This is a genomic window from Pseudoalteromonas ulvae UL12, assembly GCF_014925405.1.
Lineage (GTDB): Bacteria > Pseudomonadota > Gammaproteobacteria > Enterobacterales > Alteromonadaceae > Pseudoalteromonas > Pseudoalteromonas ulvae.
Genome location: NZ_AQHJ01000031.1, coordinates 1 through 15,745 on the forward strand (window position 1 = coordinate 1; position 15,745 = coordinate 15,745).

14 protein-coding genes and 1 riboswitch are annotated in these 15,745 nt (G+C 38.5%); of the genes, 10 read left to right on the top strand and 4 right to left on the bottom strand.

What is annotated here, in order from left to right; all coding sequences use genetic code 11:
• The first annotated feature begins 297 nt into the window (after window positions 1-297).
• Window positions 298-2,751, top strand: coding sequence for a glycerol-3-phosphate 1-O-acyltransferase PlsB (gene plsB / locus PULV_RS14970; RefSeq protein WP_193332158.1), 2,454 nt, complete (start codon window positions 298-300; stop codon window positions 2,749-2,751).
• On the opposite strand, the gene tesB is transcribed toward plsB, so the two are convergent.
• Window positions 2,744-3,613 carry an acyl-CoA thioesterase II gene (tesB, locus tag PULV_RS14975; protein WP_086743149.1) on the bottom strand — a complete coding sequence of 290 codons (870 nt, stop codon included), beginning with the start codon at window positions 3,611-3,613 and terminating at the stop codon, window positions 2,744-2,746. The genes plsB and tesB overlap by 8 nt on opposite strands.
• A gap of 100 nt (window positions 3,614-3,713) precedes the next feature.
• Here tesB and PULV_RS14980 point away from each other — a divergent pair, with 100 nt between their 5' ends.
• Both PULV_RS14980 and PULV_RS14985 read left to right on the top strand, forming a co-directional pair.
• Complete coding sequence (locus PULV_RS14980; protein ID WP_193332159.1) at window positions 3,714-4,178, top strand: EVE domain-containing protein; 465 nt, start codon at window positions 3,714-3,716, stop codon at window positions 4,176-4,178.
• A 310-nt stretch (window positions 4,179-4,488) separates the two neighbouring features.
• Window positions 4,489-4,737, top strand: a complete 249-nt coding sequence (locus PULV_RS14985) for a hypothetical protein (protein WP_086743147.1) — start codon at window positions 4,489-4,491, stop codon at window positions 4,735-4,737.
• Between the two features lie 5 nt (window positions 4,738-4,742).
• Here the strand turns inward: PULV_RS14985 and PULV_RS14990 are convergent, their stop codons facing one another.
• Both PULV_RS14990 and PULV_RS14995 read right to left on the bottom strand, forming a co-directional pair.
• The gene (locus PULV_RS14990; RefSeq protein WP_193332160.1) at window positions 4,743-5,810 is read right to left on the bottom strand and encodes a potassium channel family protein; all 1,068 of its coding nucleotides are present in this window, start codon (window positions 5,808-5,810) and stop codon (window positions 4,743-4,745) included.
• Window positions 5,811-5,965: 155 nt separating this feature from the next.
• Window positions 5,966-6,051, top strand: a riboswitch (cyclic di-GMP riboswitch).
• Between the two features lie 109 nt (window positions 6,052-6,160).
• On the bottom strand, window positions 6,161-7,906 hold the full coding sequence (locus PULV_RS14995) for a DUF885 domain-containing protein (RefSeq protein WP_227009421.1): 1,746 nt from the start codon (window positions 7,904-7,906) through the stop codon (window positions 6,161-6,163).
• 301 nt (window positions 7,907-8,207) lie between these two features.
• On the opposite strand from PULV_RS14995, the gene PULV_RS15000 reads away from it, so the two are divergent.
• Entirely contained in the window at window positions 8,208-9,215 is a 1,008-nt protein-coding gene (locus PULV_RS15000) for a GGDEF domain-containing protein (protein WP_227009422.1), read from the top strand.
• Here PULV_RS15000 and PULV_RS15005 read toward each other — a convergent pair.
• The gene (locus tag PULV_RS15005) at window positions 9,199-11,145 is read right to left on the bottom strand and encodes an EAL domain-containing protein (RefSeq protein ID WP_176365134.1); all 1,947 of its coding nucleotides are present in this window, start codon (window positions 11,143-11,145) and stop codon (window positions 9,199-9,201) included. The genes PULV_RS15000 and PULV_RS15005 overlap by 17 nt on opposite strands.
• Window positions 11,146-11,325: 180 nt before the next feature.
• Here PULV_RS15005 and ubiE point away from each other — a divergent pair, with 180 nt between their 5' ends.
• The 6 genes from ubiE to tatC all read left to right on the top strand — a co-directional run bounded on the left by ubiE (window position 11,326) and on the right by tatC (window position 15,745).
• The gene (gene ubiE, locus PULV_RS15010) at window positions 11,326-12,081 is read left to right on the top strand and encodes a bifunctional demethylmenaquinone methyltransferase/2-methoxy-6-polyprenyl-1,4-benzoquinol methylase UbiE (RefSeq protein WP_086743143.1); all 756 of its coding nucleotides are present in this window, start codon (window positions 11,326-11,328) and stop codon (window positions 12,079-12,081) included.
• Window positions 12,082-12,092: 11 nt separating this feature from the next.
• Window positions 12,093-12,704, top strand: coding sequence for a ubiquinone biosynthesis accessory factor UbiJ (locus PULV_RS15015; RefSeq protein ID WP_193332162.1), 612 nt, complete (start codon window positions 12,093-12,095; stop codon window positions 12,702-12,704).
• A gap of 7 nt (window positions 12,705-12,711) precedes the next feature.
• Window positions 12,712-14,328: a ubiquinone biosynthesis regulatory protein kinase UbiB gene (ubiB, locus tag PULV_RS15020; RefSeq protein ID WP_193332163.1), complete on the top strand. Its 1,617-nt coding sequence runs from the start codon at window positions 12,712-12,714 to the stop codon at window positions 14,326-14,328.
• 105 nt (window positions 14,329-14,433) lie between these two features.
• Window positions 14,434-14,676 carry a Sec-independent protein translocase subunit TatA gene (tatA, locus tag PULV_RS15025; protein ID WP_086743140.1) on the top strand — a complete coding sequence of 81 codons (243 nt, stop codon included), beginning with the start codon at window positions 14,434-14,436 and terminating at the stop codon, window positions 14,674-14,676.
• Window positions 14,677-14,679: 3 nt separating this feature from the next.
• Window positions 14,680-15,000: a Sec-independent protein translocase protein TatB gene (gene tatB / locus PULV_RS15030; protein WP_193332164.1), complete on the top strand. Its 321-nt coding sequence runs from the start codon at window positions 14,680-14,682 to the stop codon at window positions 14,998-15,000.
• A complete protein-coding gene (gene tatC, locus PULV_RS15035; protein ID WP_086743138.1) occupies window positions 14,993-15,745 on the top strand; it encodes a twin-arginine translocase subunit TatC in 753 nt (250 codons plus the stop codon). Before tatB ends, tatC begins: the two co-directional genes overlap by 8 nt.

Below are 15,745 nucleotides of genomic sequence, written 5' to 3' on the forward strand. Positions count from 1 at the left end.
TGATTCGACTCTTGCCTCGCTAAGCGTTGCTGTCTGCCGTCTCAGTGGGGTCGCATTATAGGGAGATCCTTTTTTTGATCAAGCTTTTTTTTAGTTTTTTGAAAAAAAACCTTCGTTTGATTGAAAGATGCACAGAGTGGTTGTTTTACAGGCTGAAATAACTAATAAATGTATTTTCTACTCTGAATATTAAGCTTTTCGTTTTGCTTATATTAGTGGTTATGCGATCATTCTTGGTGTGGTCAGGCCAGTATTTGGATCTGAACTATTATTAATAGCTATTATTTGGATAAATCTATGAAGTTTGTTGCAGCAATGATCAATCTATTAGCAAAGTTAGGGAATCGCCTTTTTGTTAGAACTAAACTTTTGCCTAATGATCCCGTTAGTCAATATAACTTAGATCCAACGATACCTACATTTTATATAAGCCGCTTGAACTCTGCTTCTGATCTAGCTGCACTAGCAAAAACGTGCGATGTGTTAAATTTACCCAATCCTCTCAAGCAAGAACATTTTCAAAGTGGGCTCACCATACATCGCTTTATTGCTTTGCAAAATCCAACTCCTATTTTTTCTAAGCATGTCAAAGCAACGAGTGCATTAAAGCAAGGCGAAACGATCTTTGATGTTTTAAAACAAAGTCCTGATTTAAAAATCCAGATAATTCCTGTCACCATTTTATGGGGCCGTAACCCAGGAAAAGAAAAGGCGGGTATTGGTACTTTATTATCTCACTCATTAGCACCCAGTTGGTTACGTAAGGTATTTGTCGTACTTTTTTCTGGGCGCGGTAACTTACTTAAATTTAGTCAACCTCTGGATTTAGATACTTTGATGAAGCGCCGTGCGGATTCAGACGAACTACCACAAACCTTATTGCGTGTAGCTCGTTTTCACTTTAAACGCCAAAAGCTTGCTGCCACAGGTCCTAAACTGCCATCACGTGAAGCTTTGTTTCAAAGTTTACTTGCCGCTCCAAGTGTTAAACACGCACTCGAAGACGAAGCTAGGCTTAAATCGATTCCAATTAATCAAGCCAAAGAAAACGCACAAATACTTTTAAATGAAATTGCGGCCAATTATAACGATGCAATGATAGGAATTGGCGACAGGATCTTAACTTGGCTTTGGACGAAGCTTTACAATGGAATCGAAATAAAAAATGCTCAGAGGATCCATGATTTAACAAATAAAGGGCATGAAATTATCTATGTACCTTGTCATCGCAGTCATATGGATTACTTGCTTTTAACTTATGTTATTTACCATCAAGGATTAGTCCCACCTCATATTGCTGCTGGTATTAATTTAAATTTCTGGCCAGCGGGGCCTATTTTTAGGCGTTCAGGTGCCTTCTTTATCCGTAGAACCTTTAAAGGGAATAAACTTTACTCGACTATTTTTAGAGAATATTTATCTCAATTATTTATTAAGGGTTATTCAGTTAAGTTTTATACCGAAGGGGGGCGTAGTCGCACAGGTCGTTTACTCCCGCCAAAAACAGGTATGCTTGCTATGACACTTCAATCAATGCTTCGAGGAATTGAAAGGCCAGTTTCGTTGGTTCCTGTCTATATAGGCTACGAACATGTGATGGAAGTAAATACCTATTTGAAGGAACTTGCAGGCAGCTCAAAGACCAACGAGTCTATTTCTGGGATATTTAAGACAATTAAAAACCTTAAAAACTATGGCCATGGTTATGTGAGTTTTGGTGAGCCAATCAATGTGAACCAATACCTAAATCAGCACCAAAGTGATTGGCGTGATAATATCCACCCTTCAGAAGTTCAAAAACCTCAATGGCTGGGCCAACAAGTTGCCAATATTGCCGACCAAGTGATGATCAATATAAATAAAACGGCAGCACTGAACAGTGTAAACATGCTTGCTATGGTTTTATTAATGACGGATAAACTTGCCTTAAGCAAAAAAGAAACGCTTGAACAAATTGAGTTTTATCAAGCCTTAAATCTTGATGCATCGTACAGCGAAGATATTTCCCAACCTAATTGCTCTGCCAATGAATTATTAACACATGCAATCAAACTTTCAAAAGTTACTTTAGTTTCCGATCCTTTAGGTGAAATCGTTGAAATCGCTGAAAATGAAAAGGTACTACTGAATTATTATCGCAATAACATCATTCATTTATTTGCCGTACCAAGCTTACTGGCGTCCCATATTCTGAGAAGTCGACATACAGACCTACAAAGCTGTATTGATTTAACAAAGAAGCTGTATCCTCTTTTTGCTGCAGAATGGTTTATGCAAGAGTTAAAGGACAATTATATTGAACGTATATTGTCGCACTTTGAAAAGCAACACCTTATTGAGATAGATTCTCAAGGAAACATCTCGCTTAATTCAGATAGTAAGAGCTACTTTAAATTATCTTTACTCGCCAAAGTACTTGATTGCACTATGCAAAGATATGCTGTTGTTATTGGTGTTTTAGCGCGCGAAAAACAAATCGACCGTGCCAATTTAGAATTAAAAAGCCAATCACACGCAAGCCGATTAAGTAAACTTCACGATATTAAAACGCCCGAGTTTTATGATAAAAAAGTACTCTCGAGCTTTATTTCTACCTTAAAAGACTTGTCATTAATCACAGTTGATGATCAAGGTTTGTTGGGCACAAGCGAGCAGCTAGCGCTACTTGATAAAACAATCCGCACGTTAATTAACCCGCAAATACTAGTTTCTATTGAACAGAATGTTTTAAATCATAACGCTGCTATTTAGCAGCGTTATAGTTTCTAATCACACCTTCTTGCATGGTTGAAGCTATTAATTGACCTTTTTGATTGAAAAATTGGCCTCTAACTAGCCCTCTCGCGCCACTTGCTGTAGGGCTGTCAACCGCATATAAAATCCATTCATCCATTCTAAATTCACGATGAAACCACATTGCGTGATCAATCGTTGCCACTTGCATATCAGGCTGAAGAAAAGACAAACCATGAGGCTGTAATGCTGTCGGTAAAAACTCAAAATCAGATGCATATGCCAATAAATATTTATGCACTCGAGGATCGTCTGGCATTTCACCATTTGCTTTAAACCATACATAACGTTCAGGATGAGTCACTTCAGGCTTAAATGGGTTTTGAAAATTTACAGGCCTCATCTCAATGGGTTTTTCACAAATAATCTTATTTCGAATATTTTCAGGAATAAGATGAGCATTTTCACGATAAAACTCCAATGAGGATCGTAACTTTTCAGGACCAGGAACATTCGGCATAGCAGCTTGGTGATCAACCCCAGGCTCATCACTATGAAAAGAAACGGTCATGTAAAATATTGGTTTTCCATATTGAATAGCACTCACTCTGCGTGTGCTAAAGCTTTTACCATCACGAATATTCTCAACATCATAAACGATAGGCTTTGTTACATCTCCTGGACGCAAAAAGTATGAATGAAGTGAGTGAACTTTGCGATCCTCAACAACGGTCTCTTTGGCGGCAGAAAGGGCTTGCCCCATAACTTGGCCACCAAATACCGCTTTAAAGCCTAAATCTTGACTAGGCCCACGATATATTCCTTGCTCAATCGTTTCTAATTTTAATAATGCGAGTAAATCATCGAGTACTTGGCTCATAGTTGTGTTTCACTTTACTGACTCATGGTAAATTTAATATATCAAGTCTACTCAATACGCTACTACAAAAACTAGCACTATCTATAATTTAGGGTGAAAAATGGCATTTTGGCTTTTTAAAACAGAACCTGACGTTTTTTCCATCGATGATCTTTGCAAATTTGGCAAAGCAGATTGGGAGGGAGTTAGAAATTATCAAGCACGTAATTTTTTGCGTGATCAAGTTGCTATAAATGACCAAGTATTTATCTATCATTCAAGCTGTAAAATCCCTGCTATAGCGGGAATTGCAACGGTTATAAAAGATGCCCACCCAGATCCAACACAGTTTGATCATTCTAGTCCTTATTTTGATGCAAAAGCGTCACAAACTGATCCCCGGTGGTATCAAGTAAGCGTCAAGTTTGACCAAAAATTTATCAAGCCGATCACGTTAAGCCAATTAAAAAGTGATAGCAATCTTGATGATTTTCAATTAACTAAAAAAGGAAGTCGCCTATCTATAATCCCACTCGATGAAGGTCACTGGAATTATATAATTGATACATACTTGATTAAATTTTAGCCTAAACTAGAATAATGCTTAAGTTTCTATTTTAGGTTTTCGTGTCAATTGAGCTACCTTGACAGTGATTGACACAATAAGAATGGCTGGATCACTTACAAATGCTCAACAAGTATCATTTGCTAAGCTATACTGCCTCGGAAATGATTAAATACTTACAAGGGAAAGTATAAAAGAATCACTCACTTTTAGGATGATTGATAATCATCAAGTCACTATCAATCATGAGAGTGACATTGAGACAAGTCCGATTTGTAATTTACGAAAATAACGTAAAATATCAACGAATCTTTTAATTTCAGGGAATATGATGTCAGCTTTATTAAATTTACCACAGCAAGAGCGTAGGAATGACAGCCTCAACTTTGATGCTTTTTGGAATCTTTTAACATTAGCTCAAAAACTTGCATTAAATAAACTCAATCAATATGGCTACCAACTAGCGTTTACTCGAGCAGAGTCGGGATCACACTTAGCTGTCGCTCAATGTGATAGCGCATTTGCCACAATTGACTTTGAAGGTGAAGTAAACTTAAATCCAACCCTTACTTTAAGATAAGGTCTTTAAGAGGTTAAGTTGTTCCAATCAACTTCATCCGTTAATACACGCTCTGGCGCTATATAATGCAATATATCCCCTGAATTGACTGTATAGCCCAGAGGTGGATTTAACTCTAGTTGGTCTGCAATCCTAGAATGTGCCACACCTAATACAATTGCATCGTGCTTATCTTTGAAATAATGAAAAATAGATGAAAAGGTCAAGCTGCTCACTGTATCTGGAATAACTAAGCTAAACTGCGTGTCTCCATATAAAGTCGACAATAGTTCTTCTTGGACTCGGCTTGAGCCTGGGTCTTGCATTGAACGAACCAATATTTCCGCCGATTTCGAGCTACTACATTCTACATTTTTACAATGATCTCTTAGCATCTCAATTTTAGAGTCATCAATGAAATAAGCGCTAATATGGCACTGTGGCTTAACCAATTTACTCACTCGAAGAGATGTTGTAAAAGTTTGATTATCATCAGTACCGTCTACAATAATTTTATCTGCCTGACCAATGGCAACTCGATTTAACTCAGCTAAATCAGTAAAGCTAGTTAGCTTTGCAAAATCAACATACGGGTTGTTATGAAATGGATGGTGCATATCATCGGTGACAGCTAACAAAATGCGCCGCGCTAAACGTTTATTATCGGCTAAAATATGCTGAATAATTTTATTTGTACGAGTTTCATGCCAACCAAAAATAATAATATGGTCTTCAAAATGGCTAAAATTGTTTTCACCTGTCATAGAGCGCTTAATCGTTTGTGTAATTGATTGACCCGTCTTTCCAAGAAAGACCCCAAATAAAGCAAGACCAAAAGGTATTTGGAATAATGCCACACACCACTTACCTAAATCAGTCGTGGGGCTAAAATCACCATATCCTACCGTCGATGTCGTCACAATATAATAATAAATATAATGCTGAGCTTTGGTCAGTTCATGTTCTCCAGCTAAAACCAACATAATCCAAGTTAATGTCAAATGCCCTAGCACAGCCAACATAACAAACTGCCAACTCACTTTATCAATATGTGTTCTAACAACCAACACTAGCTTTTTTAATAAAATACTCATTAAGTTACTCGAATAAAGAAATGTCAAAACGACAATTTTATTACTCATTTCCTATAGTTAGTCTAATAATCTATTTATATTTAATAGAGCTTACAACCCAAGTACTAATGACACAACCGCATTAAGCGGCTAAACTCAATAGCGAACTGTTTCAAGTTCGACAAAGGCAAACTTAATGAAAGTTAAGGACGCAAAGCTGTTGATCTAAGGGTGCTTTACCTATGATTGCAAGGCCGCCAACGATAACAGTATCGGGGGCTTGGCTGCTTCGAATGTACCTCTGAACTCATTTAAAATTCTTGAATTCAAGCTTTTTTGAGTAAGACGAAGCAGCCTATTTTCACCGTAGCTTAACTTCCCTTCGCACTTTCAATATACTGAGCTATTTGCTGTTCTAAAATAAATAGAGGTACAGAACCGTTTTTCAACACCTCATAATGAAAGTCTCGTACATCAAACTTTTCACCTAACTCTTGCTCTGCTTGCTGCCTTAAACGCTTGATTGTTAACTCACCAATTTTGTATGACAGCGCCTGACCCGGCCACGAGATATAACGATCTGTTTCTGTTTTTATATTATGTAATGATAGCGCGGTATTTTCTTGCATAAATGTCATCGCTCTTTCACGGCTCCAACCATACATATGCATGCCGGTATCAACCACAAGACGCGCAGCTCTCCACATTTCATAGGTTAATCGCCCAAAATTACTATATAGATCTTGATAAAATCCTGCTTCTAAACCGAGCCATTCAGAATATAATCCCCAACCTTCTCCAAATGCAGAAATATAAGAGTTACGTCTGTAGCTAGGTAAGTGATCTAATTCTGCATTGAGCGATATTTGCAAATGATGCCCCGGAACCGCTTCATGTAAAGTTAAAGCTTCAAGCACATACAGTGGTCGTTTATCTAATCCATAGGTGTTAACCCAATAGTACCCAGGCTGATCATCTCGATTAGAACCGACATAGCGACCCGTGGTATATTTTGGCGCAATACTATCTGGAACCGGTGCCACACCATAGGGAGTTCTAGGTAAGTATTTAAATAATTTAGGTAACTGCGCATCCATTTTCTTAGCGATAAAAGAGGCTTCTTTTAATAGCTCTTCAGGTGTTTTTGCATAAAACTGTTCATCAGTTCGCAAAAACTGTACAAATTCAGCAAAATCTCCTTTAAAGCCAACTTGTGCAATCACCTCTTCCATTTCTTGGCGAATCCGAGCCACTTCATCCAACCCTAATTGATGGATTTGCGCCACTGACATCTGTGTTGTTGTGTAATGCTGTGCACGGTTTTCATAAAAATCACGGCCATTTGGCGTCGAAGCAATCCCAATCTCTTTTCTTGCCGCTGGAAAGTATTCATTCACAAAAAAATCAAAATAATTGCGCAGCGCAGGATTAACCTGTTCGGTAATGATGCTTTTTGCTCGCTGCTGTAAAACAGCAAAATCAGCATCAGATAAAAACGCCTTATTTTCTTTCAGAGGAGCAAAAAAATCAGATTCTTCAGCACTGTCATTAATTAACGCACTAATTGAAGACTCATAACCTACCAAGACGGCCTGCGGCTGAGTAAAACCAATTTTGATCCCTTCTTTCATCCAGCCGATATTTTGATTAAAAAAGCGAGGCACATCTGCTAAACGATTTAAATATAATTCGATACCTTCACGAGAAGAGAAATCAGAACGAGCAACAATAAATGAAAGTTCAGAATGAAAACCAAATTCAGAAGTTAAGGGCATCATGTGCGCATTGAATCGATACTCATCAATATTATTTTGTATTTGCGCTTTTAAAATGGCGAGATTAATTTGATTCTCAGCACTTAATTTTGCTTCGTCTAGGCTATTAAGCTGCTGAAGTAATGCAATGCGCTGCTTATTCGATTGCACTAAAAACTCTGCTGACAAATCAGCTAGATAATACCCTTGCTGTTGTTTTTGATCATTGGATGGTTCAAGGGTATCTCGAAAATTAAGAACCTGTTGCGCCACCTCTTCAAAAGAGTGATCGGCATTGCGTACTGTCGATTGACAAGCCGTTAGTGATACGACGACCGCTATCGCTAATAGTGATTTTTTCATTATTCTATTCATTCGTAATCATTTATATTTTGAATTACTTGAGGCTACCCCAGCGATACTGAATTGCCAACTAAATACGCTCAATCTCATCACGAGCAGACAACTCATGGCACGATCCCTCCTAGATTGCAGCATTATTACCCACTTAAGTATGAATTTGATTGCGATTCATCTAAAACAGTTTCAAATCACGCGAATTTGTTTTTAAATGCAGGCACAGCCTAAGGAACAGGCTTGTTTTTTCGTGATAAGGAGGTCGAGCACTTTTTAATTTAAAGCTAATTCTCTCTCGGTGTTGATTATGAAGTACCATGATTCCATGGCCATAGCCCAAGACAAAATGACACAAGTTTGTCTTTTTTTAGAACGCCATAACTTAGTTCCGCTTCCTATAAATTATCACGTTGCTTATGCTTATGTGTCCAACACTCAAGCAACCCTGTCTAATACCATCGACTCAAATATTGCAAATAACATTACCTTAGATAATTTTTTAATGGAGACTTGGTTTAATGAATATTTATCATTTGAGACTAAAAGTAATGATGCCTTATTAAAAGGCGCCAATAACGTTGTTGATACAATTAATCAGGCAACAGAGCAATGCACTGACTCGGTTAATCAATATTTAGCCCAATTAGATTCTGGCTTAGTCGCAATCGACGAAACCAATATCACTCAATCTCGACAAATTATCTCTGAGCTAATTGAAGCCAGTTATGAATTAAAAGCCGAACAACTTAAAATTCAAGAACGTATTCTCCAAGCACAGGCTGAAGCTTATAAAACACAGTTAAAAATTGATGAATTAAAAAAAGAGCGATATAGCGACCCGCTAACTGGCTTATATCAACAAGCTTATTTGAATCAGCAAGTGACTCTTTGGCAGCAAGACTCACACTCCCTATGCGCGATAGCCATCAACATTGATCATTTTAACGAGTTTAATAGTCGCTATGGTCACCTTATTGGTGACATAGTGCTAAATAAAGTAGCGAAAAAGGTGCAATCTTACGTACTTGAAAGCGGATTACCCGTACGCACACGAGGTGAAGAATTCATGGTGTTTTTACCTGACATTGATATTAATACAGCCAGTGAAATCGCAGAAAAAATCCGTGGGGGAGTAGAAAAACTACGCTTTGTAAGTTCGCGAAGCGGTAAACGATTACCCACGATCACTGTCTCTGTGGGTGTGGCTAAAAATGCCATTGAAGAAGATTTAAGCCTCTTAACGAGTAATGCATCACAAGCGTTACAGCAAGCCAAACTCAATGGCCGCAATACTGTTGTTAACTCTTTAAATTAAAGTTTGTCATAGGATGGGCGATTTGAAAACCCTGTAGCCCATCCATTCCTAACTGCCGCGCCCAGCGCGCCTCTTTATCTGTTTCTATTTGCTCACACACCACAGTGATCCCTAAACTATGCGCCAATTGCACGATCGTTTCTAAGAATGACCAATTCGCTTGGTCGGCATCCAAATCATGAATAAAACTGCCATCAATTTTAATGACATCTACATGCCACATGCGCAACATTTTAAGTGTATTGTCACCCATGCCAAAATGATCGACTGCGACTTTACTTCCCATGGACTGCAAACGATGCACAATGGATGTCGCATTTTTGATCTGACTTAAAGAGGCTTCATCAAACTCCCAAATAACCGAGCTAAAAAAGTCAGCGTATGAATGAGACAGTTCAGTCAGCCAATTATTAAATTTTTCATCAAGCATGCTATAAGGAGATAAGTTAATACTCGCAGGTAAAATCAACTCACTATTCAAATAAGCCAACTTCACTATTTCAATAATTCGCTTATCAAAATACTCAACACAATGAAATTTTTCTGCTTGGGCTTGCAACAATCGCGCTGGTATCGGCTGATTTTTGTATTCAAATGAGCTCAAGACTTCAGCAAACATATTATTGATTTCATCAGCTAGTACCACTCTTTGTTGGCAAAATTTTAAACTCGCCTCTTCAATGACATTGAGTACAGCTTCACGTGATTTCAGTAATGAACTAACTTTGCTTAACTCACTATTTTCTGAATTGAAATGGAATAGATGGGGCTCTTTTGATGCCATATTCAAGGCATCATCAACACGAATTAACACATCCGAGATCGTTTCTTTTGCTTGAAACACTGTCGCGCCAATCAAGACTTGTTTCTTGCGTTGATAACGATTTTGCAGCTCAGAAAATTCAGCAGACAATTGATGAATTCGATCAATCACATCGTCCTGCAATACATCTTTTAAAATACTTGCAAATTCGTATTCATTGACTCGGTATAGCTCAAAGTTGCCGTCTTGCTTTAACGTCAATTGGCTTGCATGAATAATATCTTCAAGTAAAGAGCGCGCAATATTGAATCCTTCTTGCTGACGAATAAGCTCAAACTGATTCAAGCGAATGAAAATTAAAGCACCATTGTATGTTTCTGATTCATGTAATGCCTGGCTTAACTGGGCAATAAACAAACGCCGATTGCCAAGCTGAGTCAGCTCATCTTTATAAAGTGACTTTTTGGCATGCTCAAGTCGTTCACTCAATTCATTAATAAAAGACTTAACCTGCTCTGTCATATCATTATGAACTTGTACTAGCCGCTCAACTTCTTTAACACTCTTAATCGGTTTCAATACCGGAAAGTGTTTATTTGTCAAAGCATTCGATTGAGACTCAATCGCTGATAATGACTGCGTAATAGAGCGAGAAAAACGCCGAATATAAAACGACAAGCATATCGCTAACAACAAATAACCAATGAAAAGACTAACAATGACCTGACCAGCAAACGGCGCAAGACTGATATTTTGCAATTGAATTGTTAAAACAAACTTGTCCCCTGAACTATTAGTAAAGGATTTTTTTATCGGTGGAGAAATCAGGTATAAAAACTTAACACCGGCCAGCAAAGCGGGGCCTTGGCTAGTGCGATGATAATATTGATGAATAAGCTGTTCGTTAGAAATATCGGTCAAAGATAATAATTTTATCGGCCCTTTTGAGGCGGTGGTGTTTATTAAACTTGCAATATCAGTTGATGAGTCATGTTCGATACCATGTTGCACTTGGCTGACAATCATATTCGCCATAAATTGTGTTTGCTCAACACTCTGTTGCTGGACTTGATAGCGCGCTAAAAAAATAATTGCACATGCGCTGATAAGTAACAACGTCAATAAAAATAAACTAAACACACTCATCAAGTGACGCGCAAGACCCATAGACCCTCCTAAAAAGACCACCAACATAAATACACTCTACTCATAGTCTAGTGGGTATTAATTGAATCGCCTTAAAATGTAGAATTTTATAGGTAAATCAGTACGTGTCTCACATCAGTTAATGGTATTGTGGTGAGCAATAAAGTAAACTAGCTAGGCAGCTAAATACAGAGAAAAACCATGGATCACAAGCAAGAAAACACCACTCACTTTGGTTACAAAACCGTTGAAGCAGATAAAAAAGCCAGCTTAGTTGCTGACGTTTTTCACTCTGTTGCAGCCAAGTACGATGTCATGAATGATTTAATGTCGATGGGCATACATCGTTTATGGAAACGACAAACCATCGCAAGTTCAGGTGTGCGTAAAGGCCATAAAATTCTCGATTTAGCCGGTGGTACAGGTGATCTAACCGCCAAATTTAGCCAAATAACGGGTGAAACAGGTCAGGTTGTTTTAGGTGATATCAATGATTCTATGCTCAAAGTGGGACGAGAAAAATTACGTAACTTAGGGCTTGTGGGCAATATCGAATACGTGCAAATGAATGCTGAAGCGCTGCCTTTTCCTGATAATACTTTTGATATCATTACCATTGCATTTGGTTTACGTAACGTTACTGACAAAGACAAAGCGCTTGCTTCTATGTATCGTGTATTAAAACCAGGTGGCCGTTTACTTGTTTTAGAGTTCTCTAAACCTAGCTCTGAAGCACTAGCAAAAGTGTATGATTTTTATTCATTTAATATCTTGCCGACCATGGGTAAAGTTATCGCTAATGACAGTGAATCCTATCAATACTTAGCTGAATCCATTCGCATGCACCCCGATCAAGACACTCTCAAAGGAATGATGGAAAATGTTGGCTTTGAGCAAACAAGCTATCAGAACCTAACCGGCGGGATTGTCGCATTACACCGAGGCTTCAAGTTTTAGGATCGCCTGTGATGATTCCGCAATTTTTAGTCGCCATCATTGAACAAGCGGTTAATCAAGTCTTTAGGCTTGATACAAGCTTGCATCACTCCTTACAGCCAGCCAAGCACAAAACCTTGTTGATTGAAGTGCGTGACTGGCAACAAGCTTTTTCGTTAACTTATACTGGCACACAACTATTCATTTTCAGCAGCGATGAACGTCAAGCTGATTGCATAATCAGTACCGACTTAGCTACGCTGCAACAGCTATCGCAAGCGAATAAAATAACGCAACTTATCCGAGAAAATAAACTCGATTTAGACGGTGACTTACACCTTGCGCAAACCTATAGCGGCGCTTTTTCAAAAATAAATATCGATTGGGAAGAGCACTTAGCTGACTATTTAGGCGATGCTGCAAGCCATAATGTGTTTCGTTTATTACGCAAGACACAACAACAAACACGCACCTCAATGCAAAAGTGTCAAAGCACGCTGACGGCTCTGATGCAAGATGAATTAAAAGTCGCCATACACCCTATTGAGCTATCTCAATTTAAAGAGCAAAACCGCACACTGAAAGCCCAATGTGCACAATTAGAGCTTCGTATCGATCACTTACTCAAGCAAGTAAAAGGATAACCTTTCCGTGCGCGCTGCCAGACTTTACAAAATAATCCACACTTTATTATATTTTGGCTTAGATACTCTTATCCCCAAAAAATGGCAACCTTGGTATTTGAAAGGGTTTAGGTGGTGTTTTTTTTGGATTAAAAACCAACACAAAACAACACCTAACGGCCAAAAACTACGTTTAGCTCTAGAACACTTAGGGCCCGTATGGATTAAGTTTGGCCAAATGTTATCGACTCGCCAAGATCTTTTATCTGTCGAAATGGCGCAAGAGCTCGCCTTACTGCAAGATAAAGTACCACCATTTTCCGGCTCTCAAGCACAAGCGATTATAGAGCAAGCCCTTGAACTGCAAAGTATCAATGAGTTATTTTTTGAGTTCGACAGCACAGCACTTGCTTCAGCGTCCATTGCACAAGTCCACAGTGCGAAATTACAAAAAGACGATGGTTCAACAGATGATATTGTCATTAAGGTGATTCGTCCTGATATCGAAAAGACTATCCAAGCCGACCTTCAACTAATGCAAGATTTGGCCAAATTAGTCAGTCGCTTACTACCAGATGGGAAGCGTTTGCGCCCTGTTGAAGTGATTAAAGAGTATAAAAAAACACTCTTAGATGAATTAGATTTAATGCGAGAAGGCGCGAACGCGATCCAACTGCGTCGTAATTTTGAAAACTCTGACAGCCTCTATATTCCTTATATCTATAGTGACCTAAGTCGTAAAAATATTTTAGTGATGGAGCGAATATACGGTATTCCAGTATCTGATTTAACCGCATTAAAAGCACAAGGAACAAATTTAGAATTACTCGCAGAGCGCGGGGTTCAAGTCTTTTTTACCCAAGTTTTTCGCGACAGTTTTTTTCATGCGGATATGCATCCAGGTAATATTTTTGTGTCTTATGACACTCCAAACAACCCAAAATATATTGGGATTGATTGCGGAATTGTCGGAACCCTTAACCGAGAAGATAAACGTTATTTGGCAGAAAATTTCATCGCATTCTTCAATCGGGATTATCGAAAAGTCGCTGAATTACATGTCGATTCCGGTTGGGTTCCTCCAGAAACTAATGTCGAAGAGTTTGAATTTGCCATTCGGACTGTCTGTGAACCCATTTTCCAAAAGCCTTTAGCGGAAATCTCCTTTGGACATGTGTTGGTTAACTTATTCAACACTGCCCGTCGATTTAATATGGAAGTACAACCTCAGCTTGTTTTGCTGCAAAAAACGTTACTGTATGTAGAAGGACTTGGCCGCCAGCTGTATCCTCAACTTGATTTATGGAAAACAGCAAAACCATTTTTAGAGAAGTGGGTTAAAGATCAAGTCGGTCCTATGGCCGTCTTAAAACATATTCAAGCGAATCTACCATTTTGGGGAGAAAAACTTCCTGAACTGCCAGATCTTATTTATAACAGTTTGAAAAACAACCAGCGCCCACACAGGCACATCACAGAACATAGACCGACGTCGATTAAACCTATTTTGCTTGGGCTTTTTGGCTGTACAAGTTTTCTTGCCGCCTGTATGTTCTATCTTGAGAAACAACCAACATTAGCACTTGTTGGTTTAACTTGCTCAATTGGTTTTTCTTTAGGTGCATGGTTAAAAACAAACAATTAACTCAAACAACTGTGTAAGCGTAAAGTGCAGAACTCGCACAAATTAACACTACTGATTTTTCATATTTCGGGCGTATAATAATCAAAATTTTTAGAGGATAACATCATGGGTATTGGCGGCATCAGCATTTGGCAGTTAGTGATCATTCTTGCAATCATTATATTGCTATTTGGCACAAAAAAATTACGAAATATCGGTGGCGATTTAGGTAATGCTGTAAAAGGCTTTAAAAAAGCAGTGTCGGATGACAATACAACAACAGATGCAAGCACACAAACACCCAACATCGCACAAAAAGAAGATGAAGCAAAACCAACCAACAGCCAAAAAGAGCAGGATAAGGTCTAACCCATGGGCATGTGGGAGTTAGTTGTTGTTTTTGTAGTTGGTTTGATTGTGCTAGGTCCAGAACGGTTACCTGTCGCAGTCAGAACCGTTGCTAGATGGTTTAAAACTGTAAAACAATTTGGTAATACCATTCAGGCTGAGGTGAATGAAGAACTCAGAGTGCATGAATTACACCAAAATCTAAAAAAAGCTGAAGAGCAAGGAATGGAGAACTTATCTCCACAATTACAACGCTCACTTGATGAGCTAAATCAAGCAGCTCAATCGGTTACTCATAGTTTCAAACCTACCACTTCTTCACTACAAGACAAAAAAGATGACTAGCCAAGCGGCCCAATCAGGCTTTATTAGCCACTTAGTTGAACTTCGCAATCGCTTAATGCGCGCCCTTTTATCTATATTGCTCATCTTTTTGAGCTTAGTGTATTTTGCCAATGATATTTATAGCTTTGTAGCCGATCCACTGATCCAGCATCTGCCTGAGAATGCCAGCATGATCGCAACGGATGTCACCGCGCCCTTTTTTGCCCCCTTCAAGCTGACTTTATTTGCTGCGTTATTTCTCTCATTTCCGTTTATTTTGCATCAAATATGGGGTTTTATCGCCCCGGGTTTATACCAAACCGAAAAGAAAATGCTCATTCCTATTCTTATCTCGAGTATTTTATTATTTTATGGCGGTATTTCATTTTGCTACTTTGTAGTCTTTCCGATTATTTTAGGTTTTTTTACCGGCATTGGCCCTGAGGTAATGACTTTAACACCTGATATCAGTAGTTATTTAAGTTTTGTGCTGAAACTCTTCTTTGCTTTTGGTATCGCCTTTGAAATACCTGTCGCGATTATGCTGCTTTGCTGGAGTGGCGTCACCACCATTGAAAATTTGAAAGAAAAACGCCCTTACGTGGTGGTTGGTGCATTTGTTGTAGCCATGTTTTTAACTCCACCTGATGTGTTATCACAAACACTGCTGGCTATTCCCATGCTTGCTCTGTTCGAGTTAGGCTTAGTATTGGCTTCTTTTTATTCAAAAAAGCCACAACCTCAAGAAACTGAAGAAATGGAATAA